This window comes from Pyxidicoccus sp. M15 (assembly GCF_056858435.1).
In genome coordinates, this window is the sequence record NZ_CM166495.1 from 8,094,972 (window position 1) to 8,119,988 (window position 25,017).

The 25,017-nt window shown below is 71.9% G+C and carries 17 protein-coding genes; 8 read left to right on the forward strand and 9 right to left on the reverse strand.

Annotation, left to right across the window (positions count from 1 at the left end):
* Window positions 1-2: 2 nt before the first annotated feature.
* The 4 genes from ACX9TP_RS29710 to ACX9TP_RS29725 form a co-directional block, all read right to left on the reverse strand.
* Complete coding sequence (locus ACX9TP_RS29710; protein WP_482974008.1) at window positions 3-2,594, reverse strand: TonB-dependent receptor plug domain-containing protein; 2,592 nt, start codon at window positions 2,592-2,594, stop codon at window positions 3-5.
* A gap of 226 nt (window positions 2,595-2,820) precedes the next feature.
* Complete coding sequence (locus ACX9TP_RS29715) at window positions 2,821-3,741, reverse strand: PhnD/SsuA/transferrin family substrate-binding protein (protein ID WP_482974009.1); 921 nt, start codon at window positions 3,739-3,741, stop codon at window positions 2,821-2,823.
* Window positions 3,738-6,257 carry a tetratricopeptide repeat protein gene (locus ACX9TP_RS29720; RefSeq protein WP_482974010.1) on the reverse strand — a complete coding sequence of 840 codons (2,520 nt, stop codon included), beginning with the start codon at window positions 6,255-6,257 and terminating at the stop codon, window positions 3,738-3,740. Before ACX9TP_RS29720 ends, ACX9TP_RS29715 begins: the two co-directional genes overlap by 4 nt.
* Before the next feature lie 22 nt (window positions 6,258-6,279).
* Window positions 6,280-8,067 (reverse strand): PP2C family protein-serine/threonine phosphatase, encoded by a 1,788-nt coding sequence (locus ACX9TP_RS29725; RefSeq protein ID WP_482974011.1) that lies wholly within the window; start codon window positions 8,065-8,067, stop codon window positions 6,280-6,282.
* Window positions 8,068-8,309: 242 nt separating this feature from the next.
* Between ACX9TP_RS29725 and ACX9TP_RS29730 the strand changes: the two genes are divergently transcribed.
* From ACX9TP_RS29730 to ACX9TP_RS29745, 4 genes are all read left to right on the forward strand, one after another.
* Entirely contained in the window at window positions 8,310-9,443 is a 1,134-nt protein-coding gene (locus ACX9TP_RS29730; RefSeq protein ID WP_482974012.1) for a M50 family metallopeptidase, read from the forward strand.
* 144 nt (window positions 9,444-9,587) lie between these two features.
* On the forward strand, window positions 9,588-10,595 hold the full coding sequence (locus tag ACX9TP_RS29735) for a thiamine pyrophosphate-dependent dehydrogenase E1 component subunit alpha (protein WP_482974013.1): 1,008 nt from the start codon (window positions 9,588-9,590) through the stop codon (window positions 10,593-10,595).
* Between the two features lie 3 nt (window positions 10,596-10,598).
* The gene (locus ACX9TP_RS29740; protein ID WP_482974014.1) at window positions 10,599-11,654 is read left to right on the forward strand and encodes an alpha-ketoacid dehydrogenase subunit beta; all 1,056 of its coding nucleotides are present in this window, start codon (window positions 10,599-10,601) and stop codon (window positions 11,652-11,654) included.
* A gap of 189 nt (window positions 11,655-11,843) precedes the next feature.
* Complete coding sequence (locus tag ACX9TP_RS29745) at window positions 11,844-12,245, forward strand: GNAT family N-acetyltransferase (protein ID WP_482974015.1); 402 nt, start codon at window positions 11,844-11,846, stop codon at window positions 12,243-12,245.
* A gap of 60 nt (window positions 12,246-12,305) precedes the next feature.
* Here ACX9TP_RS29745 and ACX9TP_RS29750 read toward each other — a convergent pair whose 3' ends face one another.
* Window positions 12,306-12,632, reverse strand: a complete 327-nt coding sequence (locus ACX9TP_RS29750) for a TIGR02266 family protein (protein WP_482974016.1) — start codon at window positions 12,630-12,632, stop codon at window positions 12,306-12,308.
* Between the two features lie 241 nt (window positions 12,633-12,873).
* Between ACX9TP_RS29750 and ACX9TP_RS29755 the strand changes: the two genes are divergently transcribed.
* The 3 genes from ACX9TP_RS29755 to ACX9TP_RS29765 all read left to right on the forward strand — a co-directional run bounded on the left by ACX9TP_RS29755 (window position 12,874) and on the right by ACX9TP_RS29765 (window position 17,717).
* Entirely contained in the window at window positions 12,874-13,755 is an 882-nt protein-coding gene (locus ACX9TP_RS29755) for a hypothetical protein (RefSeq protein ID WP_482974017.1), read from the forward strand.
* A gap of 221 nt (window positions 13,756-13,976) precedes the next feature.
* Window positions 13,977-16,280, forward strand: coding sequence for a hypothetical protein (locus ACX9TP_RS29760; RefSeq protein ID WP_482974018.1), 2,304 nt, complete (start codon window positions 13,977-13,979; stop codon window positions 16,278-16,280).
* 285 nt (window positions 16,281-16,565) lie between these two features.
* On the forward strand, window positions 16,566-17,717 hold the full coding sequence (locus tag ACX9TP_RS29765; RefSeq protein WP_482974019.1) for an SGNH/GDSL hydrolase family protein: 1,152 nt from the start codon (window positions 16,566-16,568) through the stop codon (window positions 17,715-17,717).
* A gap of 9 nt (window positions 17,718-17,726) precedes the next feature.
* Here the strand turns inward: ACX9TP_RS29765 and ACX9TP_RS29770 are convergent, their stop codons facing one another.
* The 3 genes from ACX9TP_RS29770 to ACX9TP_RS29780 form a co-directional block, all read right to left on the reverse strand.
* A complete protein-coding gene (locus ACX9TP_RS29770; RefSeq protein WP_482974020.1) occupies window positions 17,727-18,443 on the reverse strand; it encodes a hypothetical protein in 717 nt (238 codons plus the stop codon).
* Between the two features lie 17 nt (window positions 18,444-18,460).
* The gene (locus tag ACX9TP_RS29775) at window positions 18,461-21,130 is read right to left on the reverse strand and encodes a phosphoenolpyruvate carboxylase (RefSeq protein ID WP_482974021.1); all 2,670 of its coding nucleotides are present in this window, start codon (window positions 21,128-21,130) and stop codon (window positions 18,461-18,463) included.
* A gap of 82 nt (window positions 21,131-21,212) precedes the next feature.
* The gene (locus tag ACX9TP_RS29780) at window positions 21,213-21,491 is read right to left on the reverse strand and encodes a hypothetical protein (RefSeq protein ID WP_482974022.1); all 279 of its coding nucleotides are present in this window, start codon (window positions 21,489-21,491) and stop codon (window positions 21,213-21,215) included.
* A 166-nt stretch (window positions 21,492-21,657) separates the two neighbouring features.
* Here ACX9TP_RS29780 and ACX9TP_RS29785 point away from each other — a divergent pair, with 166 nt between their 5' ends.
* A complete protein-coding gene (locus ACX9TP_RS29785) occupies window positions 21,658-22,164 on the forward strand; it encodes a hypothetical protein (protein ID WP_482974023.1) in 507 nt (168 codons plus the stop codon).
* A 4-nt stretch (window positions 22,165-22,168) separates the two neighbouring features.
* Here the strand turns inward: ACX9TP_RS29785 and ACX9TP_RS29790 are convergent, their stop codons facing one another.
* Window positions 22,169-24,718 carry a DEAD/DEAH box helicase gene (locus ACX9TP_RS29790; RefSeq protein ID WP_482974024.1) on the reverse strand — a complete coding sequence of 850 codons (2,550 nt, stop codon included), beginning with the start codon at window positions 24,716-24,718 and terminating at the stop codon, window positions 22,169-22,171.
* Between the last annotated feature and the right edge of the window lie 299 nt (window positions 24,719-25,017).

Consider the following 25,017-nt stretch of genomic DNA (forward strand, 5'->3'; position numbering starts at 1 on the left):
GCCTAGTAGCGAACCTTGACTTCACTGAAGAAGGACTGGGGAGGTGCCGGGAAGCCGTGCGACTCCTCGTACTGCGCATTGAAGAGGTTGGAGCCGAGGAAGGACACGGAGATGCCGTCGTAGACGTTGAAGCCCACGCGCGCGCCGGCGGTGAGGTAGCTGGGCAGCTGCACGCGGGTGGTGGCCAGGCCCGTCGCCTCGTCCACGAGGAAGCCCGGGTCGAAGCGCTGGCCCACGAAGAGGGCGTACAGCTCCGCGAAGGCCACCTTGCCGATGTTGGTGCGCCCGCGCGCGTAGATGCGGTGGCTGGGCGCGTAGTCCAGCGGCGCCTCCGGCCCGTCGTCGTACGGTACCGCCTTGGCGTCCAGGAACTGGTAGGCCACGTCGAAGGACGAGTTGATGGACGGAATCTGCGCGGCCGCCTCCAGCTCGAAGCCCGCCACGCGCGCGTCGCCCAGGTTCTTGAACTGGGACACGGAGCCGAACACGACCTCCTGGTTGATGAAGTTCTTGGCCAGGTTGTAGAAGCCCGTGCCCGTCAGGCGCACCCGCCGGTCGAAGGGCCAGAAGTCCACCGAGGCCTCGAAGGTGTCCAGCGTCTCGGCGGCCAGGTTCGCGTTGCCGATGAGCGTGGACGCGTACATCTGCTGGTTGATGGCGAGCTCCGCCAGCGTGGGCGCACGGAAGGCGCGGCCGTAGTTGGTGCGCAGCGTGAGCAGCTCCGGCACGGCGTGGAACACCACGCTGGCGCGCGGAGAAATCTGGTCGGTGCGCCGGGTCCAGATGCGCTCGGGAATCTGGTAGCGGTCGTAGCGGGCGCCCGCGCCGAACACCAGCCGGTTGAAGAGGCGGTACTCCGCGTCCACGAAGCCGCCGAGGATGGTCTGCTTCGTGTCGTCCAGCGTCAGCTCGGGCAGGACGTTGGGCACGTTGACGGTGTCCATCTTCACGTCGCCGCCGAAGGTGACGTTCAGGTCGCCCGCCGACAGCAGCGCGCGCGCCTCTCCGCCCAGCCGGCGGCGCTTGCCCAGCGCGCGCACGGGGTCGCCGCCGAAGGCGTTCTCCATCTGCACGTCGCGCCGCTTGAAGAGGCCGTACGCCTGGCCGAAGACGCGCAGGTTCTCCGTCACCTGCTGGTCCACCTGGGCGGAGGCGTTGAGGTTCTGCACCTCCTCCTTGTCGTTGGGCGTGTAGTGGCAGCGGCCGCAGTTGCCCACGGTGGAGATGTGCGTGCCGCCCGGGCGGCCAATCTCCGCGTCCGTGAAGTCCGCGTCCAGCGCCAGCGGGCCCACGCGCACCTTGCCGCTCACCTGGTGCACCAGCGAGTCCTCGTTGGTGTCCACGCGGCCCACGCTCGGGTCGTTGAAGAGCTGCGGCCCGTCCGAGCCGAACCCGTAGTAGCCGAGCAGCGCCTCCACCGGGCCGCCGCGCCCGGCCACCGTGCCGTGCAGGCGCCACGTCTGGTCCTGGCCCGCCAGCACGCGCGCCTCCGCGCCCACGTTCTTGCCCTTCTCGATGAGGTCCCCGGGCTGGCGCTCGATGATGTTGATGACGCCGCTGAAGGCGTTGGAGCCGTACAGCGAGGAGCCCGGGCCCCGGATGACCTCCACCTGCTTGAGGTTGGTCAGCGGCGTCGTCTCGTCCGCGTAGAACTGGCCCGTCCACGGGTCCGTCAGCGGCCGGCCGTCCTTCAGGAGCAGCAGGCGGTTGGACAGGTAGTTGGAGCCCAGGCCGCGCGCGCTCACCGCCGCCTTGCGCATGGAGCCCCGGCGGCACTCCATGCCGGGGAAGTACTGAATCGCCTCGCACAGCGAGAACTGGCCGGTGCCCTCCAGCTCCTCGGCCGGAATCCAGGACACCGTGAGGGGCACGTCCGCGATGCGCTGGTTGCGCTTGGACGCCGTGGTGACGACGGCCTCGCTCAGCACGCGGTTGACGGACTCCTCCAGCGGATCACCCCCGGCCAGCGGATCTCCCCCGGGCAGCCCGGCCAGCCCGGACGGGGGCGGCAGCGGCCGGTCCATGGTGGGCTCGGCGAAGGGCGCGCTGATGGGCACGTTGTCGGAGGGCTGCGCATACGACGGGGCCGGGGCGGCCACCGGAGAGGGCGCGGGAGGCGTGCCGCTGGCGGGCGCCGCCGTGGCGCCCACGGGGGCATCCGGCTTCCCCGCGGTCGGCGAGCCCGGCGAGGCCACCGGCAGCGGCTCGGACGCCTGCGGAGTCGGGCTCAGGGGCGTGGGCGGCTCGGCCGCCACGGGCTCGGTGAGCGGATCATCCGTGCCCGGCCCGCCGCTGCCCAGCACCGGAATCTCCTCGTCGGCGGGCGGGGTGACGGGCCTGGTGGCCTTGCGGGACTTGGGCTTCGTCCGGGTGACGCGCGGAGGCGTGGCGGCCTTCGGAGTCGTGCGCTTCTTCTTCTTCACCTTGGGCGCCGGCTCGGCCGCGGCGTCCTGGGCCCGGGCCTCGGTGCTCCCGAGGCCGGCGGCGGCCAGCGCGCACACCATGACGGACAGCCACAGGGCGCGAAGTCCGCGGCGCCTGGGAAGAGCCTTCACCGCGCCTTGCCGCGCCTCACCGTACACAGTCGAGTGCATCGTTCTCACATCCGTGAGTGAGGGGGAAACACCCACGGTCCTGTACGTACGTCCCGGTTGGCGGCCCCGCGGCAGGGTCCTCGTCGTCCTCGCGGACCACTACCCCCCTGCTCACTTGCGCCGTCGACTGGGAAACTACCCCAGAGCCACTGCCGGGCCAAGTCAACGGCTCTCATTCCCTGAAACTCAAGAAGATTTCGGGGAGCCGCCCTGCCCGGTTGCGCTCTCAGTCATCGGGCTGTTCGGCGGAGACGGCGAGGTCCCCGACGAAGGAGGGCAGCGCGGGGCCCAACTCCTCGGAGCGGACCAGCACCTCGGCGTCCACGTGGAGCTCGCCTGCTTCCGCCAGGACGGGCTGGCGGCGGGGCGGGCCCTGGGTGACGAGTCGGCGGAAGTCCTCGAAGTCACGGCCCTGGACGCGGGCGAAGGTGTCGAAGGGGGCCACGGCGCCCACGGCCCCGAGGGCTCCGGCGAGGGCCTCCGCGTTGCCGCGCAGGTCCACGAGCACCGCGCCCGGCACGCGGCCGCTGCGGAAGAGGACGCGCACGTCCTTGTCCTTGGGGACGTGCGCCAGGGGGACGAGCGCGGCCTCCGCGCCCTTGGCCTCCAGCATCTTCAGGGCGGACTCCACGTTGGGCACCGGCGTCACCTTGAAGTGACGCTGCGCATCCAGGTCGCCGCCGAGCACCACGTGGGTGACGAACTTGGGGTCGGCGGGGCCGGCGCCCTTCACCAGCGCCAGACGCTTGCCGGCGAGGTCCTTCACGGCGCCCTTCTGGGTGGAGACGATGGCCCAGCGCTGCTGCGTGTCGCCGGAGCGCGAGGCCCAGGCCACCGGCGTGGCGCGCGAGCCGAGCTGCACGGCGGCCCAGGCGTCCACCACCGCGAAGTCCACCAGGCCGTCGGACACGGCGCGGGAGAAGTCCTCGTAGCGGCCGAAGCTCTTGGCGGCCACGGGGCGGTCCAACGACTCGCCCAGCTTCGCGGCCAGGGCCTCCGCGTACTGGAAGCGCTCCTGGCCGTCCGTGAGGGTGGTGGCGAGGAAGACGCCGACGGTGGCCTTCTTCGCGGCCGCGAGCGCGGGGGCGGCGGCCAGGGTGCAGGCCAGCACGAGGCCGGCCACGAGGAAGCGGTGTGCCTTCATCATGGAGTCTCCTCCGCCGTGGCGGCGGCCGGCGTGGCGGAGCCCGCGGGCTCGGCGAGGCCATTCAAGCTCTGCAGGCGCTCCTTCCACTCCCGCACCTGGGCCAGGCGCGGGCCGGAGCCGACGGCGAGGTAGCGGCGCCAGGCGTCCACGGCCTCGGCGGGCTCGCGGCGGCGCTCCTGCGCGTCGATGCCGAGGTTGAGGGCGGCCACGGGCACGGCGGGCTCCAGCCGGCGCCAGGTGGCCAGCGCGTCCGCCGTCTTCCCCTTGCGCCAGTCCACGCAAGCCAGGTTGTGCTGCACCTGCGCGTCCTCCGCGTCCAGGGCGAGCGCGGCCTTGAGGGCCTTCTCCGCCAGCTTCATGTTGCCGGAGGCGTACGCCAGCGCGGCCTCGCGGCGATGGAGGGCGCCCGTCATCGCGGACAGCCACCGGGGCTGTCCGGGCATGGGCTTCTTCGAGGCGGCGGCGAGCTGCTTGCGGGCCGCCGCCACCTGCCCCTTCTTGTAGAGGATGAAGGCGTCCGCCAGGGCGCGCGTGTTGGGCCAGGCCCACTTCTGCGCGGGGGTGAGGGCCTTCTTGAGGGCGGCGCTCGCCTCCGCGTGACGGCCGGCCTCCGCTCGCGTCAGCCCCCGGGCGAAGAGGGCCAGCTTCGCGAGGTCCGAGCGCTTGCCCACGCCCAGCCGCTCCACCGCCTCCAGGTCCTTCTCCGCGGCGTCGGCGTCGCCGGACTCCAGGCGGGCCAGCGCGCGGCGCACCAGCACGCGCGGCAGGTTGGCCTCGGCCACGCCCTCGGCGACCTTGGAGGGGCCCACCTCGGAGAGCCGCTGCACGGCCGCGTCCACCTGCCCCAGTTCCACCTCGGCCAGGGCGGCGCCCACGGAGGCCTCGGCCTGCGCGTCCGGCTCCTCCGTCTGCTTGCCCGCGCGGGTGAAGGCCTCCAGCGCCGCCTGCGCGTCACCCGAGGCCAGCCGCGCGTAGCCCAGCAGCAGCGCCTCGCGCCAGGTGGCGCCGGGCAGCGTGGCGCCCTGCTCCATCACCTTGCGGGCCTCCGGGAAGGCGCGCGTCTCCAGCAGCGCGGCGCCCAGCCGGCGGGCCATGGGCGCGCTGCGGTCCAAGTCGTAGGCGCGGCGGAGGTCTCTCACGGAGTCCTCCATGCGCCCCGCCCCGGCCCTGTCGCGGGCGCGGTGGGCCAGCGCGCGCGCCAGCCACTGCTTCGCGCCGGCGTGGTCCGGCTCCACCTGCAGCGCGTTGGCGTAGTCCTCGATGGCCTGGTCCCACTGGCCGGTGGCGAAGTGGTCCGCGCCGAGCAACACCCAGCCCAGGGCCATCCGGGGCGCCATCTCCTGCACGCGCCGGTGGACCTCCACCGCGCGCTGGAAGCGGCCCGCGCGCCGGTTGACGGAGCCGAGGTTGGCCCACAGCTCCAGGCTGTTGCCACCCGCGCGCACCGCGGCCTCCAGGAACTGGATGGCCTCCTCGTGCCGGCCCTGCGCCTGGAGCGCCTTGCCCACCGCCATCTGCCCCACCACGAGGCCCGGCTGGAGCTGGAGCACCTTGCGGTACTCCGCCTCCGCGGCGGCCGCGTTCTTCTGCGCCAGCCGCACGTCACCCAGCAGGAGGTGCGCGGCGGGCGTGGCGCCCAGCTTCACCAGCGCCAGCGCCTGGCCTTCCGCGCGCGGCACCTCGCCCGCGGACAGGTACATCCGCGCCAGCTTCTCCCTGGGCTCGGCGGCCTGCGGGAAGCGCGTGGTGACGCCCTCCAGCAGCGTGCGCGCCTCGGGCACCCGGCCCTCCAGCTCCAGCACGCTGGCGAGGCCCAGCTGCACGGAGGGCGACTCCGGCCGCCCCGCCTGCGCCTGCTGGAAGGACGCGCGCGCCGAGGCCACGTCCCGGCGCAGCACGTGCGCGCGGCCCAGCAGCTCGTGAATCTGGAAGTCGTTGGCGGCCAGCTTCGCGGGGCGCAGCGCGAGGTAGCGCTGCAGGCGCGTCACCGCCGCGTCGCCCTTCTGGGCGTAGAGGTAGTAGCTGGCGAGGTAGTAGTGGACGATGAGGTAGTCCGCCGCGTCCGAGGCCGCCGCCTGCTCCATCAGCGGCACCGCCTCCTGGAAGCGGCGCAGCTTGTAGAGGGCCACGCCCAGCGGGTACGCCAGGGACAGCTCGCCCGGGTGGGCCGCGATGACGGGCTGCACCCGGTCCACCGTGCGCTGCCAGTCCTGGAGGCCGTTGGCGGTGGCGCCCACGCCCGCGGCGGCGGCGACGGAGCCCGGCTCCGCGGCGAGCGCCTGCTCGTAGAGGGCCAGGGCCTTGCGGTACTTCTCCTCGGCCTCCTTCTTGTCACCGGAGGCGCTGGCGGCGCTGGCGGCCACCTGGGCCGTCTCGCCCTCCTTCACCAGCCGCTGCGACTCGGACATGGGCGGAGGGCGGTACTGCGCGAGCGCGGGAGGGCCGGCCAGGGTGGCCAGCAGCGCGAGCGCCGAGGCGAGTCGGCGCGGCGGTGGGGTACGGGGTGTGCGGCGCATGCGGATGGTCTTCCTGGGGCAATCAGGCGACGGGGCTGTACTCGGCCACGACGACGGTGATGTCGTCGCGCTGCGGCTGGCCGGCGCTGTAGGCGCGGGCGTCCGCGAGCAGCGCGTCACGCAGCTGCTCCGCGGACAGGTGGGCGTTGGCCTGCACGGCGGCGGCGAGGCGCTGGTTGCCGTAGAGCCTGCCCGTGGCGTCGCGCGCCTCGGTGAGGCCGTCCGTGTACCAGACCACGATGTCGCCGGGGCGCAGCTGCGCCTGCCGCGAGGTGAACTGCGAGGTGACGGACGCGCCCAGCAGCGGCCCGCGCGCCGGCAGCGACGCCACCTGCCCGCTGTGGCGGTTGAACACCAGGGGGCTGGGGTGCGCGCCGGCCGCGTAGTCGATGTAGCCGTTGGACACGTCGATGACGGCCAGGGCGCTGGACATCTGGTGCTCGCCGCGCCCCACGTTGGCCAGCGTCACGTTGAGGGCGGTAATCAGCATCTGCGCGTTGATCTGCGAGGGCTCGCGCAGCGTCATCGCGGAGGCGAAGCCGCTGGTGGCGCTGGTGGCCACCAGCGAGGTGGACAGGCCGTGGCCCGTCACGTCGCCGATGCCGATGACCACCCGCCGCTCGTCGAGGCCCGCGCGGAACCACCAGTCACCGCCGCACGCGTCCGCGGTGACGACGAGGCCGGCGATGCGCACCGGGCCCACCTGCACGGCGTCGCGGCCGGGCAGGAGCGTCTCCTGCACGGTGCGCGCGAGCGACACGTCGCGCTCCAGCTGCGCCTTGGCGCGCACGTCGTCGAGGAGGACCTTGATGCGCTCGGCCATGTGGTTGAACACCACGCCCAGCGTCACCACCTCGCGGCCCGCGCCCCGGGCGGTGCCGGCGCGGGCACCCAGGTCTCCGGCGGCCAGCTGCATCACCTTGCCGGTGAGCATGCCCAGCGGCCGCGTAATCCGCCGGCTCTGGTACGCGACGAGCACGCCCGCGAGGACGACGAAGCCCAGCCCCAGGCCGAGCATGCGCAGCGTGTTGGCGCGCACCGTGGCGCGCTTGTCCTTCTCCAGCTCCTCCAGCTGCTTCTGCAGCCCGCCCAGCGAGTAGCTGATGACGACCAGCCCCTTGCCGCTGCTGGAGCCGTAGTCGATGGGCTCCTGGATTTCGGAGATGGGCTGCCCCCGGTAGAAGGCGCTGACCAGCCGCCGCTCCGCGGTGCGCCCGCTGTTGGCTCCGGCGGCGGCCGCGGCCTCCTCCTTCTCCGTGCCCTTCTCGCTGTCCGCCATCCGCACGCCGTCCGGGTCGAATATCTGGACGCGGAGGATGTTGGGGTTGGTCTGGGTGATGGAGCCCGCCACCTCCTCCAGGAAGGCGTAGTTGTTGTCGCGCAGGTTGGTGGTCGACGTGAGGGCGATGGTCTGCCCCACCGTCTGGCCCAGCTCGCGGGCCTGCTCCTGGATGCGCTCCTTGGAGCGCAGCGCCGTCTCCTCGAACTGGGACTGCGTGGAGGCGACGGACAGCGCCGCCAGCAGGCCGACGATGAGCACCACCAGCACGCCGGTGGTGAGCAGGAGGACCTGGTCCAGCCGGAGCCCCTTGATGGCGGCGACGTTGGGCAGCTCGCCCGCCTCCAGCGGGGCGATGAGGGTGCTGGTGGCCTCCACGTGTGCCACGGGGCCCGTCAGCCGCGTGGCGGTGGACTCGCGGGTACCGGTGCCGGTGACTTCCCGGGTGCCCGTCCGCTCGGCCGGCGGCGGTGCGGAGTCCGGGGCGTCGTCGTCGGACGGGGGCTTCAGACGCGTGTTCGTGCTGGACAAGTGCACACCCAGAGGGTCTCGCCAGTGCGCGACGAGGGAGCGGGGGGAGAGGCGACTCTATCGCACTTCTCCTACTTCGCGAGACCCCGGCCCCCACCCGGGTGGCAGGGCCGCCTGGCTGGCGATGTGACGTTGCGGGGAGGCCGGCACGGGCCCCTCGACGTCCCTTCACGCACGGTATGGAGGGCGGCCCGCTCCCCCACCGGGCGTCCCCAGGGGGCACCGGTTAACATGGACGACCCATGCGGCCCCACTTCCACGTGGCCGGCGTCCCGGTCCGCGTCCACCTGCTCTTCCTGGTCATCGCCTTCGCGTCGGGCTGGGACCTGCTCGACTCGCCCGCGAGGCTGGCGCTGTGGATGGCTGTCGTCTTCGTCTCCGTGCTGCTCCATGAATTGGGGCACGCGCTGGCCTACCGCCGCTACGGCAGCCCCGCCTCCATCGAGCTGCACGGCATGGGCGGCACCACCACGGGCCATGACACGGAGCAGCTCACGCACCGTCAGTCCGCGTGGGTGAGCTTCGCGGGGCCCGGCATGGGCTTCGTGCTCGGAGGGCTCGTCTGGGCGCTGTCGCGCTTCACGCCGCTGGGACAGCAGGGTGGGCTCGCGGGCGAGGTGGTGCATGACCTGCTGTGGGTCAACGTCGGCTGGGGCCTGTTCAACCTGCTGCCCCTGCAGCCCCTGGACGGGGGCCACCTGCTCGCGTCGGCGGTGCGGGCCCGGAGCGGCTACCGGTACGAGCGGACGCTGCTCGGCATCGGCATCGCCACGGCGGTGGGCGTGATTGCGCTGGCGGTCTGGTGGCGCCAGCCGTGGATGGGACTGCTGGCGCTGATGTTCGGGGTGATGAACGTCGAGCAGTTCCTCCGGATACCGACGGAGGTCCGCTTCGAGCGCAGCGCCACCCTGCCCCGCCGCCGCAAAGCCGCGCGGCGCGAGGCGGAGGCCGGCGCCGTCTCCGTGGAGAACCTGATGAAGGAGCTGCGGAGCACCCCACGGGCCACGCCGCCAGGTGAGCAGCCCGCGCCCCGCCGCGCGCCCGCGTCCCTGCCAGCGCCGGAGGCGGAGGAGCCCGAGGGGCCGCATGACCCGGCGCTGGTGGGGGAGCTGCTCCTGGAGAGCGGCCTGCCCGCGATGGCGGTGCGCCCGCTCCAGACCGCCTTCTCCGCGGCCCCCTCACCCCGCACCGGCCACGCGCTCGTCGTGGCCCTGCTGGACACCAAGCGCTTCACGGAGCTGGAGGCGCTGCTGGCCGGCCCCCGCGCCGCGCACCTGTCGGACGACACGCTGGCCCTCATCTCCGAGCGCGCGGGCGCCGCGGGCCAGGGCACGCTCGTGCGGCGTGCGGGCGAGCTTCGCCGGCACAATTTCTAACTGGAATGAGCGGCACTGATTGCCGCGTCGCATCACAAGGCGTCTTTCGCCTGACGGGTCGACAGGAGGCCTATCAGCAGCCTTGAGCGGAGGGGGCGCATCCGGGTTATAGGGGCGTCCCCTCCAGCCAGAGGAAGGCCGCGCGTGTCCCGTCCCCGTCTCATCAAAGAAGCGTCCGCGCCGCTCCAGCTCGACAAGGAGCTGCTGCTTCGCATCCACGACCTGATGGTCAAAACGCGCGCCCTCGAGGAGCGCCTCATCCAGATGTACAAGCAGGGCCATGGGTACTTCTGGATTGGCGGCCCCGGCGAGGAGGCGTTCAACGTCCCCCTGGGCATGCTGATGAAGAAGGGCCAGGGCCCCGCGTACGACTACCTGCACGCGCACTACCGCCAGTCGGGCACCATCCTCGCGCTCGGCGAGGAGCCCATCGGCGCGCTGCGGCAGATGAAGAACACCGCCACGGACCCCTACTCCGGCGGCCGCAACTTCGCGGGCCACTTCTCGCTCAAGAAGTACAACGTGGCGCCGGTGTCCTCGCCCATCGAGGTGCAGTACGCCGTCGCTCCGGGTACGGCCATGGTGCAGAAGCGCCACGGCGGTGACGGCATCACCATCGTCACCGGCGGCGACGCCGGCACGGCCGAGGGTGATTTCGCGTCCTGCCTGGTGTGGAGCAGCCGCCCCGCCAACCCGCTGCCCATCCTCATCATCGTCACCAACAACAAGTGGGGCATCTCCACCTCGGGTGACGGCCAGCACGGCGAGGCGCGCATCAGCGACCGCGCCAAGGCCTTCGGCATCCAGGCGAAGACCATCAACGGCAATGACCCCGTCGAGGCCTACAACGAGCTGAAGGAGGCCATGGAGTACGTGCGCAAGGAGCGCAAGCCGTACTTCATCGAGGCCATGGTGTCGCGCCTGTACGGGCACTCCTCCGCCTCCGGCGCCAACTACGTGGGCGACGAGGTGGACTGCCTCAAGCAGTTCGAGGCGCGGCTGGAGCAGGAGGGTTTCATGACCCGCCAGCAGATGGACGACCTGCGCAACCGCTACACCGAGGAGCTGGCCGCCGCCGCCCGCCAGGTGCGCGACGAGCCCCAGCCGGACCCCGAATCCATCTGGAAGCACATCTACGCGGAGGACAAGTAACCCATGGCCAACATGGCACAGGCCATCCGGATGGCCCTCCACTACGCCGAGGAGAACCTCGGCGTCACCGACATCTTCGGCGAGGACGTGGGCGCGCCGCTGGGCGGTGTCTTCACCTGCACCCAGGGCCTGAAGACGACGTGGAACTCCCCCCTCGACGAGCGCGGCATCATCGGCGTGGCCATGGGCATCGCCATGGGCGGTGGCCGGCCCGTCGCGGAAATCCAGTTCTGCGACTACGTCTACAACACCATCGACCTGCTCAAGCTGGCGGGCAACACCTGCTGGTCCACCAACGGCGACTGGAACATGCCCATGGTGGTGCGCACGCCGGTGGGCAGCGGCATCCGCGGGTCCATCTACCACTCGCATTCCTTCGACGCGACGATGACCCACATCCCCGGCTGGAAGGTGGTCATGCCCTCCACGCCGCTGGACGCGTACGGGCTGCTCATCACCGCGTGCAAGGAGCAGAACCCGGTCATGTTCCTGGAGCCCAAGGCGCTGTTGCGCGTGAAGGGCGAGGAGCGCATCCCCGGCGAGCCGGACGATGACCGCCAGCTGTCCAAGATGATTGACGCGCCGCTGGGAGACCGCACCCAGTGGAAGCCGCAGTGGCCCTCGCTGGAGGCCTACGCCGTGCCCTTCGGCAAGGGCAAGAAGGTGCGCGAGGGCTCGCAGGTGACGGTGGTCAGCTACGGCCGCACCCTGCCCCTGTGCGCCAAGGCCGCCGCGGCGCTCGCGGACGAGGGCATCAGCGCCGAGGTCATCGACCTGCGCTCGCTGTGGCCCTACGACTGGGAGCTCATCAAGGAGTCCGTCCAGAAGACGGGCCGCGTGCTCTTCGTCAACGAGGACACCGAAGTGACGAACTTCGGCGAGCACCTGGTGCGCCGCACCGTGGAGGAGCTGTTCTACTCGCTGCTGGCGCCGCCGCGGCTGCTCGCCGGCAAGTTCCTGCCCGGCATCGGCCTGGCGGACAGCCTGGAGATGGCGTCCGTCCCCCAGCAGGGCGACATCACCGCCGCCATCCGCTCGCTCGCCGCCGAGCAGCCGTAAGCGCCACACCCACAGTCACCCCGCCCCATGGGCACCCGGGCCGCCGTTCCTCTTTGAAGGTACGGCGGCCCTTTCGTTAGACTGCCAACTGCCTTGTCCCAACCAATCGTCCGTACCGTCAGCCCCGCCGCTGGCGCAGAAGCGCCCGCCTTCCGCATCCGCCGAGCCCGCCGTGGCGACGCCGAGGCCATGGCCTTGCTCCTGCGAGAGCTGGGCTATCCCCAAGGAACGGACCAGCAGACGGTCCACTGGGTCGTCAGCCATCCGGAGATTGAAATCTTCGTCGCGGGAGACCCGCAGGACCGGCCCGTGGGGATGATTTCCTTCTCGCACCGGCCGCAGCTGCGCCTGCGCGGCCGCGTGGCCACCGTGGACGAGCTGGTGGTGACGGAGACGTGGCGCCGGCGCGGCGTGGGCCGGGGGCTCATCAAGCAGATTCTGGAGCGCTGCAAAGTGCTCAGCGTCCGGCAGCTCCAGCTCGTCTCGCCCATGGCCAGCACGCCCGAGACGCGCAGCTTCTACGCCGCCTGTGGCTTCTCGGAAATCGACTCGGGCGTGTTCCGCCACGTGGATACCGAAGGCGGCCGCTGACGCGAAGGGGGCCCGAGCGCCAGGAGCGCCGGCCCCGCCTCGCGGGGGCTTCGTTCCGCGCTACCGCTTGAAGCTGTCCACCACGCGCTGGAGCCGGGCATGGTCCTCGTCGGACATGTCCGTGAAGCGCACGCCGATGGCCTCCGCCTCGTCGCGCACCCAGGCGATGATGCCGGTGAGGTGGAACTCCTCGCCCTCAATCACCATGGACAGGCGCACCTGCGCGCCCACGTCGTAGGCCTTGCGCGTGCGCAGGCACAGGCCCCCGGCGGAGATGTTGAGCGAATAGGCCCGCAGCGCGCGCGCGGCGTCCTGCACCTGCTCGAAGCGGACCTCGAACCTCGCGGCGACGCGCTCGTCCGAGCGCCGGTTCGCGAATGCGCTCATGTCCCCGCCTGCCATGTCATCCGCCACCTTGCTTGTCATGCGCACCCGCGACCCCCAAGTTCGACGCGACTGGCGACACCCCTGACTGCCCGCCCAATCCCTCGAGGGTGACGCGCCGGGCCACCCCCGGGGAGTCGGGCTTGCGCCAAGTGTCCGCTGCTTTCCAGGCCCGATTCAAGGGGGGCCCCTGTATCGGATTCTGTCGGCTAAGTCCCTGTGTACTTCGATTCGGGAGCTTGGGATGCGTGCGCACCTCGTGATGTTGACTGGAACCCTGGCCCTGGCGCTCTGGGCGGTGGGGTGTAGTGACGACAACAAGGGCCCCGGGCCCACTCCCGCGGAGGACTCCGGGGTACATCTGGACCCGGACGGCGGAGGGAGCACCGACGCGGGCGTGGACGGCGGAGGGACGGCGTCGGAGTTCGCGTGCAACGTGGCGCGGCAGGAGGGCTGCGGCACGGGAGAGAGCTGCCACTTCGCGGACCTGGTGGACGGAGGCACGGGGAGCCGCTGCTTCGCGGCCGAGTGCGACGTCGTGGCCCAGGACTGCGCGCAGGGGCAGCGGTGCACGTACGTCACCGAGGGCGAGGCCACGCGGCGCCGGTGCGTGGAGCCGGGCGCGACGGCGGAAGGCGCGCCCTGCACGCTCGCGCCCACGGACGGAGGGCCGACGTACGACACGTGCGAGCAGGGCCTGTTCTGCAAGGACGCGCGGCTGGAGGACGGCGGCACCGTCTTCTCCTGCCGGCGGCTGTGCCACGCCACGCCGCAGTGCGGGGCGTCCGGTGAGTGCAACACGGTGCTGCGGCTGGAGGGCACGACGGAGCTGCCGCTGGTGTGCGGGCCGCCGTCGGCGAAGTGCGACCCCTTCGGGCAGGACTGCACGTCGCCGCTCGGCTGCTACCCGTCCACGTCCGGCCCGGTGTGCGCGGGCAGTGGCACGCGACGCGAGGGCGAGTCGTGCAGCTTCAGCAACCAGTGTGCCCCCGGGAGCACCTGCGTGAATGCGGGCAGCGGCCTTTCCTGCCGTCCGCTGTGCCGCCCCGGCGGGGCGCCCGCGTGCGCCACCGGGACGTGCCGCGAGCTGGATGGCAACCCCGGCGTGGGGGCCTGCGCGCCCTGAGCTCCGAGGCCCGCGAAGCACTGGGAGGGCCCGCGCTCCTGGGGGCCGGGCACCTGTCGTGAATGGCACCGCCCTCCCCTGTCGCGGGAGGGCTCGGGCTCGCTGGCGCCGGGCTCGACGCCTGAGCCGCACCGACCTCCCCGGATTCCCGGGGAGGGCCGCGTGGCTCGGGGCACATGTCGCTTGACCGTCGGAGGCGCCTCCGCTTTTTGAACGGGTGCATGCCTCCCGCTCGAGCCCTCCTCCTCGCGTCGCTGCTGGCCGCGGGGCTGTCCGCCGCCGCCCCCGTCATCCAGGTGCCCGAAGGAGGCCGGCCGGTGGCCGTCGTGGAGAAGGGCGTCGTGTGCGGCCCGCTGCGCGGAGGCTGGTCCCTGGAGTCGGATGGACGCTCGGTCCAACCTCCCGCGAAGGTGGAGGACGAGGAGCGGACGCAGTCGCTGAAGGTCGCCGAGAGCGTGGGCCAGTGCGCCACGAGCCAGGCCACCGTCACGGTGATTGCCACCGGCCCCCATCCCCGCATCGACGCCTCGGCCATCACCTTCTACCCGGATGACGGACGCCTCGAGCTGCGGGGCACGGGGCTGCTCAACGTGGCCGTCGCCTGGAGCGGGACGCCCCGCGGCGACGCGCGGGGCACGCCCCTCGAGGGACGGGACGTCTGCCTCACCCCGTCCACGGGACGGGGCCCCGCCGACTGCGTGGTGCCGGTGGCGCAGGGCCTGCCCACGGACGCGGCGCTGTACTGGGTTCCACCCCATGGGCGGCGCGGGCCGGAGGTGACGACCTACGACGCCCAGGGGCGCGTGGTGGACCCCGAGTCCATGCGGCTGCGTCCCGGCCGCGTCATCCTCACCCAGCCGCTCGTGCTCGCCAGCGGCCTCGACGTGTCGAAGGGCCCCGGCTCCGTGGGCGTCAGCCACTCCGAGGCGATTGCCACCGTCGACTGCGGGCTGGTGCGCTGCGATGTGGGCGAAGGCGCCATCTCCGTCCGCAACGTGCCCGGCGTGGACGCCACCGTCACGCTGCGCCTGCGCCTGTCCCCCCGGGTGTTCGTCGCCCGCGGCGAGGCGCTCGAGCAGGTGCTGTCCGCGACGCTGCCCGTCCTGGCCTGCCCGCTCGCGGCCGTGGAGGGCACGGTGCTGCGGGACGCGGAGGACTCGGCCCTGGTGGCACGGCTCGACACGTCCTGCGCGCATGACCCGCGCACACTGGTGTGGACGGTGAACAACCAGCGCGCCCGCGTGGAGCGCGTGGTGAAGGCGGCGGACGGCACGTACGTGCTGCTGCGCACGGGCGGCACGTCGGACCAGCAGGCCGTCATCACCGCGCTGACGTCCCGGCAGGACGGCACGGTGGTCGCGTCGGAGACGGTGAAGACGGTGCCCCTTCCCGCTCCGCGCGCCACCCTGGAGTTGCCCGGCCACGGCCCCATCGACTTCGTCCCCACCAACCGCCCCGCCCAGGTGCACGTGGTGGCGGCGACGGAGCAGGGACGCTTCGCGCTGCAGCCGCTGTCGGGCGCCTACGCCGTCACCGCGGGCGACGGCGCCACGCGCGTCCAGGGCGAGACGACGGCGGGCGGCTTCGTGGCGCTGCGCTTCGGCTACCAGGTGCCGACGCTTCCGGGGGAGCTCGCCACCGCGAACCTGGCCCTCGCCAGCGAGCGCGTCCAGCGGCTGGTGCGCGAGGCCAGCGTGCCCGCCCGCCTGGAGAACCTCTTCGCCTTCGTCTGCGCGGACGCGAACGGGAAGGACCAGCCCCTGGAGCCGAGCCGGCCCCACCGCGTGTCCTACGACATGCGCAACACCTGCCGCGTCATCATCCACCGCGAGCGGCTGAAGCCCGCGGAGGGCAACCAGGAAGTCGTCCTCCGCATCGACGTCACCCGGCCGGACGGCTCCGCGCGAGCGGAGAGCCACGTCGAGCAGCGCATGTTCCTGCGCCCGGGCGGAGACGAGCGCATCATCTCCGTGCCGGGCAACCTGGGGCAGTATGACCGCATCCTCGTCCAGGTGGCCCACGTGGCGGACGAGTCCCGCTACGCGCTGAGCACGTCGGACCGCACCGGGCTGCCCTCCGCGCAGTGGACGGCCATCGTCCGCGGCGGCCTCTTCCGCCTCTACACGACGGCGACCATCCCCGCGGGCCTCTACCGCGCCACCGAGCCCAGCGGCCAGCTCACCCTCAACTTCGGCGTGGTGTCCCGCCTGGCGCTCTTGAACAACGAGGGCCAGGAGCGGCTGCTGGGAATCGAGATGGGGCTGATGGGGCTGGGGCTCATCCCCCAGTCGGGCGACATCCAGTTCCCTCCCACGCTGGCCGTCGTCGGAGGCGTGGGCCTGCGCGTGCCCATCGGCCCGGGGGCGGCCGTCGGCGCCCAGGCGTGGGTGGCGCGCGAGTTCCGCGGCGACATCAAGCGGCGGACGAGCGGAGACCCGAACACGGACACCGTCGTCCCCTCCAGCAAGTGGTCCTTCATCTTCGGGCCGAGCATCTCCGTCGGAAACGTGGGCTTCAACCTCTGAGCAACCCCCTCGCGCTGTCGTCCGGTGAACGCCGCGCGTCCTTCCCCCGCCAGGCAAGCGAGTGGGCAGGCATCGCCGGTAGGTGTCGCGCCCAGGTCAACCCGCTCGTCACGGCGCCGGTGTGTGCGCATTCTCAAGCGCCGGGAGGGAGCGGGGATGCGAGTGTGGCGGGCGTGGCTCGGGGTCTTGATATGCGCGGGGAGTGCGCTGCTGGCGTGTGCGGACAGCACCGGCGGGCAGCTCTCAGGGGAGACCGTCCCGGGAGACGTCAGTACGCCCTCGGCGGTGGAATCCGTACCGCAGGAGCCGCTGGAGGTGGCCCCGGCGCTGGTGTTGAACGATGAACGCCGCGTGAGCGAGACGCCGCCTCCGGCGCCGCCGCCCGCGCCGGCCCTCTCCTTTCAGCCCGGCTTCCACCAGGCGCTGCGCTGGTCCGAGAGCGTGGGCGGGGTGATGACGTTCCGCCTGCGCGTGCCCGTGGGCCGCGAGGGCGGCCGCATCCGCGTGACGTTCCGCTCCGGCGACGGGAGCCTCACGCTGCAGCGGGCCACCGTGGCGAAGGCGGGCCCCGACGGCTCGCTGGCGTCCACGCCGGTGTCGCTCACCTTCGGCGGCAAGGCGGGCTTCACCGCGGCCGCGCGCACGCGGGTGACGTCCGACGCGGTGGACTTCCCGGTGGCGTTCCGCGACGACCTGGCCATCAGCTTCGAGGTGCGGGGCGCGCTGGGCGTGAGCGCCATCGACTCCTTCCCGGGCAGCTTCGCGCGGCCCGGGGCCTACGCCACGACGCCCGGAGCCCTCGGAGGTCAGCCCTTCGAGCGCTCCGTGGGCGTGGCGACGGTGGACGTGGAGGGCCCCACGGGCCGGGCCTTCGTGGCCATCGGTGACAGCATCACCGAGGGCTACATGGACACGAAGAACGACACCCGCAACGCGTGGCCCGCGCTGGTGGAGGCGGAGCTGGGCGTGCCGGTGGTGAACTCGGGCGTGAGCGGCCAGGGCTTCTATGACGCGCTGGAGCTGCTGGACGAAGAGGTGCTCGCCCTGGAGGGCATCACCGACTGCATCCTGCTGCTGGGCACCAATGACCTGGGCGGCAACGGCGCCCTGGACCAGGCCCAGGGCCGGATGCTGCGGATGGTGGAGCGGCTCCAGCCCTTCTGCCGGGTGTGGGTGAGCACGCTGCTGCCCAAGGAGAAGTCGAACCACAGCGCCTACTCGGTGGTGAAGGTGCAGCGCGTGGCCTTCAACGACTGGCTGCGCAAGGGCGCCACCGGCACGGACCTCATCGACCTGGAGGCGGTGACGTGCCGTCCGGACAACGTGCACCTCTTCCTCGAGGGGCTCGTCGCCGACGGCATCCACCCCAACGCCGCGGGCCACAAGGTCATGGCCTCCGAGGTGGCGCGCGTCCTGCGCCAGCAGGGCGCGCTGTAGCCCCCGCCCTCACGCCGCTGGACGCGGGCCAATCACGCCGTGCAGCACCAGCAGCTCGGCGAGCCCCGGAGGCGCGAGCAGCCAGTCCTGCTCCGTGGGCACCCAGCGCACCGGGGCGCCCGCGTCCTCCAGCAGCGCATTCACCCGCATCAACAGGGGCGCGAAGGTGGTGCCGGGGGCGTCGCGGCCGCCCTCCCCCGCCTCCACCTCGAGGTCGCCGGGCTGGAGGCGGAAGGCGGCGCGCCCCTGGAGCGGCTGCACCTGGAAGCCTGGGAGGTACGGCTGCATCGCCGCCTCCAGCCTTTCGAGCAGCGAGGCATCCTCGTACGGGTGCACGAGCTCCAGGTCGAAGAAGGTGGGCAGCTGCGCGAGCAGCTCCAGGTGCAGCGGGTCTTCCCTGCTCTCGCGCCAGTGGTGCTCGGCCAGGTCGAAGGCGGTGGAGGGAATGCGCACCTCCCAGCGCTCCAGCTTCGCGAGCAGCTCGCCCATCCGCTCCACCAGCTCGTAGGGCGGCTCGGCGCGCGTCACCCACTCCACCGCGGCCACGGACTGGCCTCGCCGGATGCCGGACACGCGGTCGCCCTCGCGCAGCTGCATCTTGGGCGCCGCGGAGTCCTCGTCCGGGTAGAGCGGCGCATTCAGGAGCCCCTCGCCCTTCTCCGGGCGCAGCCGCGCGAAGCCGTGCTTGCGGTTGACTTCCACCACGCTGAACGTGTCCTTCGGCATCCCGTCGTCCTCTCTTCCTACCCCGTGTTCCTCATGCCGGCGGCGATGCCGTTGAGCGTGAGCAAAAGCGGCCTGTCGCACTCGGCCTCGCCCTGGCGCTTGCGCTTGAGCAGCTCCACCTGGAGGAAGGACATGGGGTCCACGTAGGGGTTGCGCAGGGAGATGCTCCGCTGGAGCGGCGGGTTGTTGTCCAAGAGCTTCAGCTCTCCCGTCAGCCGCTTCACCTGCCTGCGCGTGCGCCGGTGCTCGTGCTGGATGCGCCGCCACAGCGGCTTCGTGGACGCGGGCGCCAGCTTCGCGTAGCGCCCGGCAATCGCCATGTCCGACTTGGCCAGCACCATGGTGACGTTGTCGATGACGGCGCGGAAGAAGGGCCACTCGCGGTACATGCGCTTGAGCATCGCCGCCCCGCCCTCCTCCTTCGCGTACGCCTCCAGCGCCGAGCCCACCCCGTACCAGCCGGGAAGAATCGCGCGGTTCTGCGTCCAGGCGAAGACCCACGGAATCGCGCGCAGCGTCTCCAGGCCCCCCGCCTTGCGCTTGCTCGGGCGCGAGCCGATGGGCAGCGACGCAATCTCCTCCACCGGCGTGGCCGCCGTGAAGAGCTCCAGGAAGGCCGGGTCCTCCCAGACGAGCGCGCGGTACTCGCGCCGCCCCGTCTCCGCCAGCGTGTCGAACACGGCGCGGAAGGTGCCCTCGTCCTCCGGCGACGGGCGCGGCTGCGCGTCCAGCGTGTGCAGCAGCACGCCGCCCAGGATGAGCTCCAGCGTGCGCCGCGCCAGCTCCGGCCGCGCGTACTTGTGGTCCAGCGCCTCGCCCTGCTCCGTCGCCTTGTAGCCGCCCGCCACCGCGCCCGGGGGCAGCGCGAGGATGGCCTCCTGCGCCGGGCCTCCGCCTCGCGCCACCGACTCACCGCGCCCGTGGAACAGGCGCAGCGGCACCCCGGCCGCGCGCGCCGTCTCCGTGAGGGCCACCTGCGCGCGCTGGAGCGCCGCGCTCGCCGCCAAGAGCCCCACCTCCTTGCCGGAGTCGCTGTAGCCCACCATGACCTCCTGCACGCCTCGCGCGTCCAGGTGCCCGCGGTACTCGGCGTGGGCGAAGAGGGCGCGCAGCACGTCCGGCCCCGCGTCCAGCGCGCCGAGCTGCTCGAACAGGGGCACCACGTCCACCGTGGCGCAGCCGCGCTGCGCGTCCCAGAGCCCCGCGTGCTTCACGCAGCGGAAGGCCGCGAGCACGTCGTCCGCCGTGCTGGCCATGCTGAGGATGAGGGTGCGGCAGGCGGGCTCACCCGACTCGGCCTGGGCCTCGCGCAGGCGCGCCAGCACCGCGAGCAGTCGCGCGCCGCCCTCCGAGGGAGCTGGGCCTCCGTCCAGCGAGGCCGCCGCGCTCACCGCGTCCTCGGCCGGCACGCGGGCCTCCAGCTCCGCCAGGGACAGGCCCAGCGCGCACACCCGCTCGTGCATCCGGTGCACCTGCCGCAGTCCCGCGTGGTCGCCCTTCGCCTCCGCGAGCGAGCGTGCCAGCAGGTCCAGGTCCTCCAGCAGCGCCCCGGGGGTGCGGTAGGCCCCCTCGGGCATGACCGTGGCCTCTCCGGCCCGCTGCGCCGTCACGTGGCGCAGCGCGAGCTGGAGGCGCTCCTCCATGAAGCGCAGCTTGCGGCGCCAGGGCTCGCCGGTGGTGCGCGGGCCCTGGCGGCGCGCCGCCTCGGGCAGGGCCGCCGCGTCGCGCGCCAGGGAGGCCTCCAGCTCCGCGGACGGCTTCGCGTGCCGGGAGGACTGCGACAGCCGGCCGCCCAGCGACTCCAGGTCTCTCAGAAGAAGGCGCAGGCCACGGGCACGGTGGGCGCGCAGCGTGTCGGCGAACACCTCCGGCGTCACCAGCGGGTTGCCGTCCATGTCCCCGCCCACCCACGAGTGCACGCGCACGGGCGTGCCCGCGGGGCCGAGCGGCTCGCCGTAGGCGCGCTCGAAGGCCCAGTCCATCAGCTCGGGGACGACGGAGAGCTGCTCGGCGAGGACCTCCTCCACGTACCAGAGGATGTTCTTCACCTCGTCGCCCACGGTGGGCCGCTCGCGGCGCAGCTCATCCGTCTGCCACAGGCTGGTGATTTCCTCGCGCAGGGACTCCAGGTTGTCGGCGGACTCGCGCGGCGTCAGCTCGCACCTGTCGCGCTCCTCCAGGAGGCCGGCCATGCGGTAGAGCTTCTCCAGCAGCGTGCGGCGCACGGCCTGGGTGGGGTGCGCGGTGAGCGTGAGCGTCACACGCATGCCGCGGATGGCCTCGCGGGCGCGCTCCGCGGGCACGCCGGACGCCTTGAGCGACAGCAGCGTGGCCTCCAGCGAGCCGCGCTGGGGCCGCGAATCCGCCGCGCTCGCGTGGGCGCGAGAGCGGCGGATGCGGTGGTGCTGCTCCGCGAGGTTGACGAGCTGGAAGTAGACGGAGAAGGCGCGCAGCACGGGCTCGGCGCGCTCCAGCGGCAGGCGTTGCAGCACCTGCGCCAGCTCCGCTGCCGCCGCCCTCCGACCCGCCACGGGGCCGCGCCGGCGCTGAATGGCCAGGCGCCGCACCTCTTCCTCCAAGTCGAAGAGCGCCTGGCCCTCCTGTTCGACGAGCACCTCGCCGAGCAGCCTGCCGAGCAGGCGGACATCACGACGGAGGGGCGGATCCAACGCACGCAGTCGGGCCATACGGCCGAAAACGTAACGCCGCACCGCGTCTTCGGCCCGGGAATTCACGGACAATCGCCCGGCAGCCGACGAAGGGCGTGGCTCAGCCGAGACAGCCGCGCTGCCGGCCCACCCGGAGCAGGTGGCGCTTCAGCACCCCAATCACGTTGCCGCCCCAGCCGCGCAGCGGGTCTCCTCCGAGAATCCGACGGGACGGCTCCCACCACAGCTTCAGGCGCTCCCCGTCCGAGCTGATGACCTCCAGGTCCCATCTCACCTGATGGGTTCCCTCGAGGAGCTCACCGGTGGCGGGGTCCGCCAGGGGGCCCGCATGGATGCCCGTGAGCCACACCTCCCAGCGGACGTCGGAGATGTCCCCCACCCACAGTGATTCCCGGCTGTCTGGCGCGTCCATATCGCAGCGGACGTGGCACCACACGGCGCCCCTGACACCGTGTCTCCACGGCCACACGGAGGCCCGGTCCACGCCTTGCACAACACCCCTCCCGAGAGCCACGGGACACATCCCGCGGCGGGGAGCACGAGGCATGTGGACGACGAGGGTTTGGAAGGTGACGCTGCTGTGTGGCTGGCTGGCCGCGCCGGTGGCCCTGGCCGAGACGGAGGAGGCCCCCTACACGGAGGCCGCTCCCGACGAGATGGCCGGCGGAGTGGGCGCCGTGGACGAGTCCCAGTTCTTCATGGAGGACCCCGAGGCCACCGACGCGCCGCTGCTCCGCTACGCCGAGCCCCTCTCCTGCCCCGCCGTCCCCGGCGGCCGCGTCTGGGTGGCGGACACGGAGGAGTGCGGCGACGAGGAGTGCATCCGCAAGACGACGGTCTGGATTGGCGAGTGGACGGTCGAGGACGCGGAGATGGAGGTCCGCTGTGAAACGGACCGCGTCGTCCTCGCCACCCACGACTGGCAGCTCGTCCTGTCGCCCGATGCCATGGGGAAGCTGGACGTGGCGGACGCGGCGCCGGCCGTGCCGGACACCGCCCCCGCCGCGGGGCTGACCGTGGCTGCGCCCGGCGCCCCGGACTCGGAGACCTGAGCGGCTACGTGCCGATGCGGCGCAGCATGAGGATGGGGCCGTCGTCGATACGGCGATCTCTCAGGTCAATCTCGCAGTCGAGCATCCAGTCCCCATGTCCCTCGGGGTCCATGATGCGCTGCTGGGCCTCCCACAGCCGCGTGCCGGATTCCTTGATGAAGCTGTTGGCCGGCTTGCGGGCCTGGGGCGTGAGCACCACCATCTTGTGCTCCTCGAAGTACGGCGCCATGGCCTGCTCCAGCTTGGGCGCGGTCCACTCGCCCAGCGGGTTGTCCAGCATGGCCAGCGCGTCCAGGTAGCGCTTCTGCCCCAGGGCCCGGAGCAGCCGGTGCAGCTCCTCGCGCACGCGGGCGGCGAAGGCCTTCGGGTCGTCGGTGAGCTCCTTCGGCTTGAGCTCCACCACCGGCTTCGCGGCGATGGCGGCCTCCGGGTTCTTCATCCGCTCCCACTCGTCCAGGAGGCTGGAGTCCACCTGCCGCAGCGTGGCGCGCAGGTGGTCGGCGAAGTCCTCCACCTCCTCGTTGCGGAAGCGCTCGGGCACCGTCTGCACCAGCGTCTTGTAGACGTCATTCACGTAGCGCAGCAGCACGCCCTCGCTGCGCTGCAGGCCGTACTCGCGCACGTAGTCGTGGAAGGACATGAAGCGCTCGAACATGTCCCGCACCACCGACTTGGGGCGGATGTTCTCCTCGCCCACCCACGGGTGCTTCGCCGCGAACTTGTTGAAGGTGCCGTAGATGAACTCGCGGTTGGGCTTGGGCCACTCCAGCTTGTCCAGCTCCTCCATCCGGTCGTCGTACTCCACGCCCTGCGCCTTCAGCTCGTTGACCTTCTCGCCCTTGAGCTGGTTGAGCTGCGCGTAGAGCACCACGTCCGGGTTCTCCAGGATGGACTCCACCAGCGACACCACGTCCAGCGCGTACGTGTCCGTGGTGGGGTCCAGCAGCTCCAGCGTCTCCAGCAGGTAGAGCGACAGGGTGTGGTTGAGGCTGAAGTCGTGCTGCAGCTCGCCCGCCACCTTCACCCGGGCGCCGGAGCCGCCCTGCCCGCGCTCCACCTCGACGATGCCCGCGGCGCGCAGCGTGCGGAAGTCGCGGGCGGCCTCCTTCAGGTGCCGGCGCTTCAGGTAGTCCGAGTCGTGGCAGCGCTGGATGAGCTGCACCAGCCGCCGGTAGCCGCCCCGGCCTTCCGTCTCGTGGTCGCTCTGCAGGAGGTTGAGAATCATCCCGTGCGACACGGAGAAGCGCGACTCCAGCGGCTCGGGCATGCCGCTCTGGAGCCGCTCGAAGGTGTTGCGGTCGTACTGGACGAAGTTCTTCTGCGGGGGCTTGGCCTTGGGGGCCTTCTTCTTGCCGGCGGCTTCCTTCGCGGCCTGCTTGACGTTCTCGACGACGTACTCGGGGGCCTGCGCCACCACGCTGCCCTGGGTGTCGAAGCCCTTGCGGCCCGCGCGGCCGGCAATCTGCTTGAAGTCGCGCACGCTCAGCGTGGCCAGCTTCTCGCCGTTGAACTTGAACAACTGCGTGAAGAGCACGGTGCGGATGGGGATGTTGACGCCCACGCCCAGCGTGTCCGTGCCGCTGATGACCTTGAGGTGGCCGCCCTGGGCCAGCTTCTCCACCAGCAGCCGGTACTTGGGCAGCAGGCCGGCGTGGTGCATGCCGATGCCGTGGCGCAGGAAGCGCTGGAACTCCTTGCCGTAGGGCGTGTCGAAGGGGGCGTCCATCAGCGCCTGGCGGATGGCCTCCTTCTCCTCCTTGGTGGAGAAGTCCACGCTCATGAGGTTCTGCGCCTGCTCGGCGGCGGCGCGCTGGGTGAAGTTGACCAGGTAGATGGGGTACTTGCCGCGCGCGATGAGGTCCTCGATCGTCTCGTGGAGGGCGGACTCGCGGTAGTCGAAGTCCAGCGGCACGGGGCGCTGGTCGCTGCGCACGGTGGCCACCTCGCGGCCGGTGAGCTTCTGGATGCTCTCCTCGATGACGTGGGTGGGGCCCAGCGTGGCGGACATGAGGAGGAACGTGGTGTCCGGCAGGGCGATGAGGGGCAACTGCCACGCCACGCCGCGCTCCTTGTCGGAGTAGTAGTGGAACTCGTCCATGACGACGTAGTCCACGCGGGCGCCCGCGTCGCGCAGGGCGAGGTTGGCGAGGATTTCGGCGGTGCAGCAGAGAATCTTCGCGTTGCGGTTGATGCTCGCGTCGCCGGTGAGCATGCCCACATTCTCAGCGCCGAAGGCATCGCAGAGGGCGAAGAACTTCTCGTTGACCAGGGCCTTGATGGGGCAGGTGTAGAAGGAGACCTTGCCCTCGGCCATGGCCTTGAAGTGGAGCGCCGTGGCGACCAGCGACTTGCCGGAGCCGGTGGGCGTCTTGAGGAACAGGTGCTTGCCCCCCAGCAGCTCGAGGATGGCCTCTTCCTGGGCCGGGTAGAGGCTCAGCCCGTTCGTCGCCACGTAGCCGACGAAGCGGTTGAGGATTTCGTCCGCGTCCAGGGGTGGCTCTCCCGGCTTGGGCAGCAGGGCGGCGAGCGGCGCTTGAGTCTCTGAGGTAGCCATCACCCTCGGGACTCTAGGCGGCAGGCGCGTCCCCCACCGTGAAAAATCGCCTGTTGGCGCACGGTGCGTGAAGGAGAACGGTGTCCTGCCCGGCAGGGGGCCACCCATGGCCTCGTTGCCGTTGCACTCGCGTCCAATGGGCGCGCCCGGAAGGGAGACCCAGTCTTGTCTCAACCCCGACACGGAAGTCCTTGTCGCCTCGTGCCGGGGCCGCTGAAGTGTCCCCTGGCCGGGATGGGTGCTTCCCTTTCCCTCACCCTTCCCGGCCTTCCTTTCACGGCCCCCGCTCCCTCGGCAGG

Bases quoted from the DNA above. Each gene is read 5' to 3' on its own strand.
- ACX9TP_RS29710 (WP_482974008.1), bottom strand. From the start codon at position 2,594: ATGCACTCGACTGTGTACGGTGAGGCGCGGCAAGGCGCGGTGAAGGCT.
- ACX9TP_RS29715 (WP_482974009.1), bottom strand. From the start codon at position 3,741: ATGATGAAGGCACACCGCTTCCTCGTGGCCGGCCTCGTGCTGGCCTGC.
- ACX9TP_RS29720 (WP_482974010.1), bottom strand. From the start codon at position 6,257: ATGCGCCGCACACCCCGTACCCCACCGCCGCGCCGACTCGCCTCGGCG.
- ACX9TP_RS29730 (WP_482974012.1), top strand. From the start codon at position 8,310: ATGCGGCCCCACTTCCACGTGGCCGGCGTCCCGGTCCGCGTCCACCTG.
- ACX9TP_RS29740 (WP_482974014.1), top strand. From the start codon at position 10,599: ATGGCCAACATGGCACAGGCCATCCGGATGGCCCTCCACTACGCCGAG.
- ACX9TP_RS29745 (WP_482974015.1), top strand. From the start codon at position 11,844: ATGGCCTTGCTCCTGCGAGAGCTGGGCTATCCCCAAGGAACGGACCAG.
- ACX9TP_RS29750 (WP_482974016.1), bottom strand. From the start codon at position 12,632: ATGAGCGCATTCGCGAACCGGCGCTCGGACGAGCGCGTCGCCGCGAGG.
- ACX9TP_RS29755 (WP_482974017.1), top strand. From the start codon at position 12,874: ATGCGTGCGCACCTCGTGATGTTGACTGGAACCCTGGCCCTGGCGCTC.
- ACX9TP_RS29760 (WP_482974018.1), top strand. From the start codon at position 13,977: ATGCCTCCCGCTCGAGCCCTCCTCCTCGCGTCGCTGCTGGCCGCGGGG.
- ACX9TP_RS29770 (WP_482974020.1), bottom strand. From the start codon at position 18,443: ATGCCGAAGGACACGTTCAGCGTGGTGGAAGTCAACCGCAAGCACGGC.
- ACX9TP_RS29775 (WP_482974021.1), bottom strand. From the start codon at position 21,130: ATGGCCCGACTGCGTGCGTTGGATCCGCCCCTCCGTCGTGATGTCCGC.
- ACX9TP_RS29785 (WP_482974023.1), top strand. From the start codon at position 21,658: ATGTGGACGACGAGGGTTTGGAAGGTGACGCTGCTGTGTGGCTGGCTG.
- ACX9TP_RS29790 (WP_482974024.1), bottom strand. From the start codon at position 24,718: ATGGCTACCTCAGAGACTCAAGCGCCGCTCGCCGCCCTGCTGCCCAAG.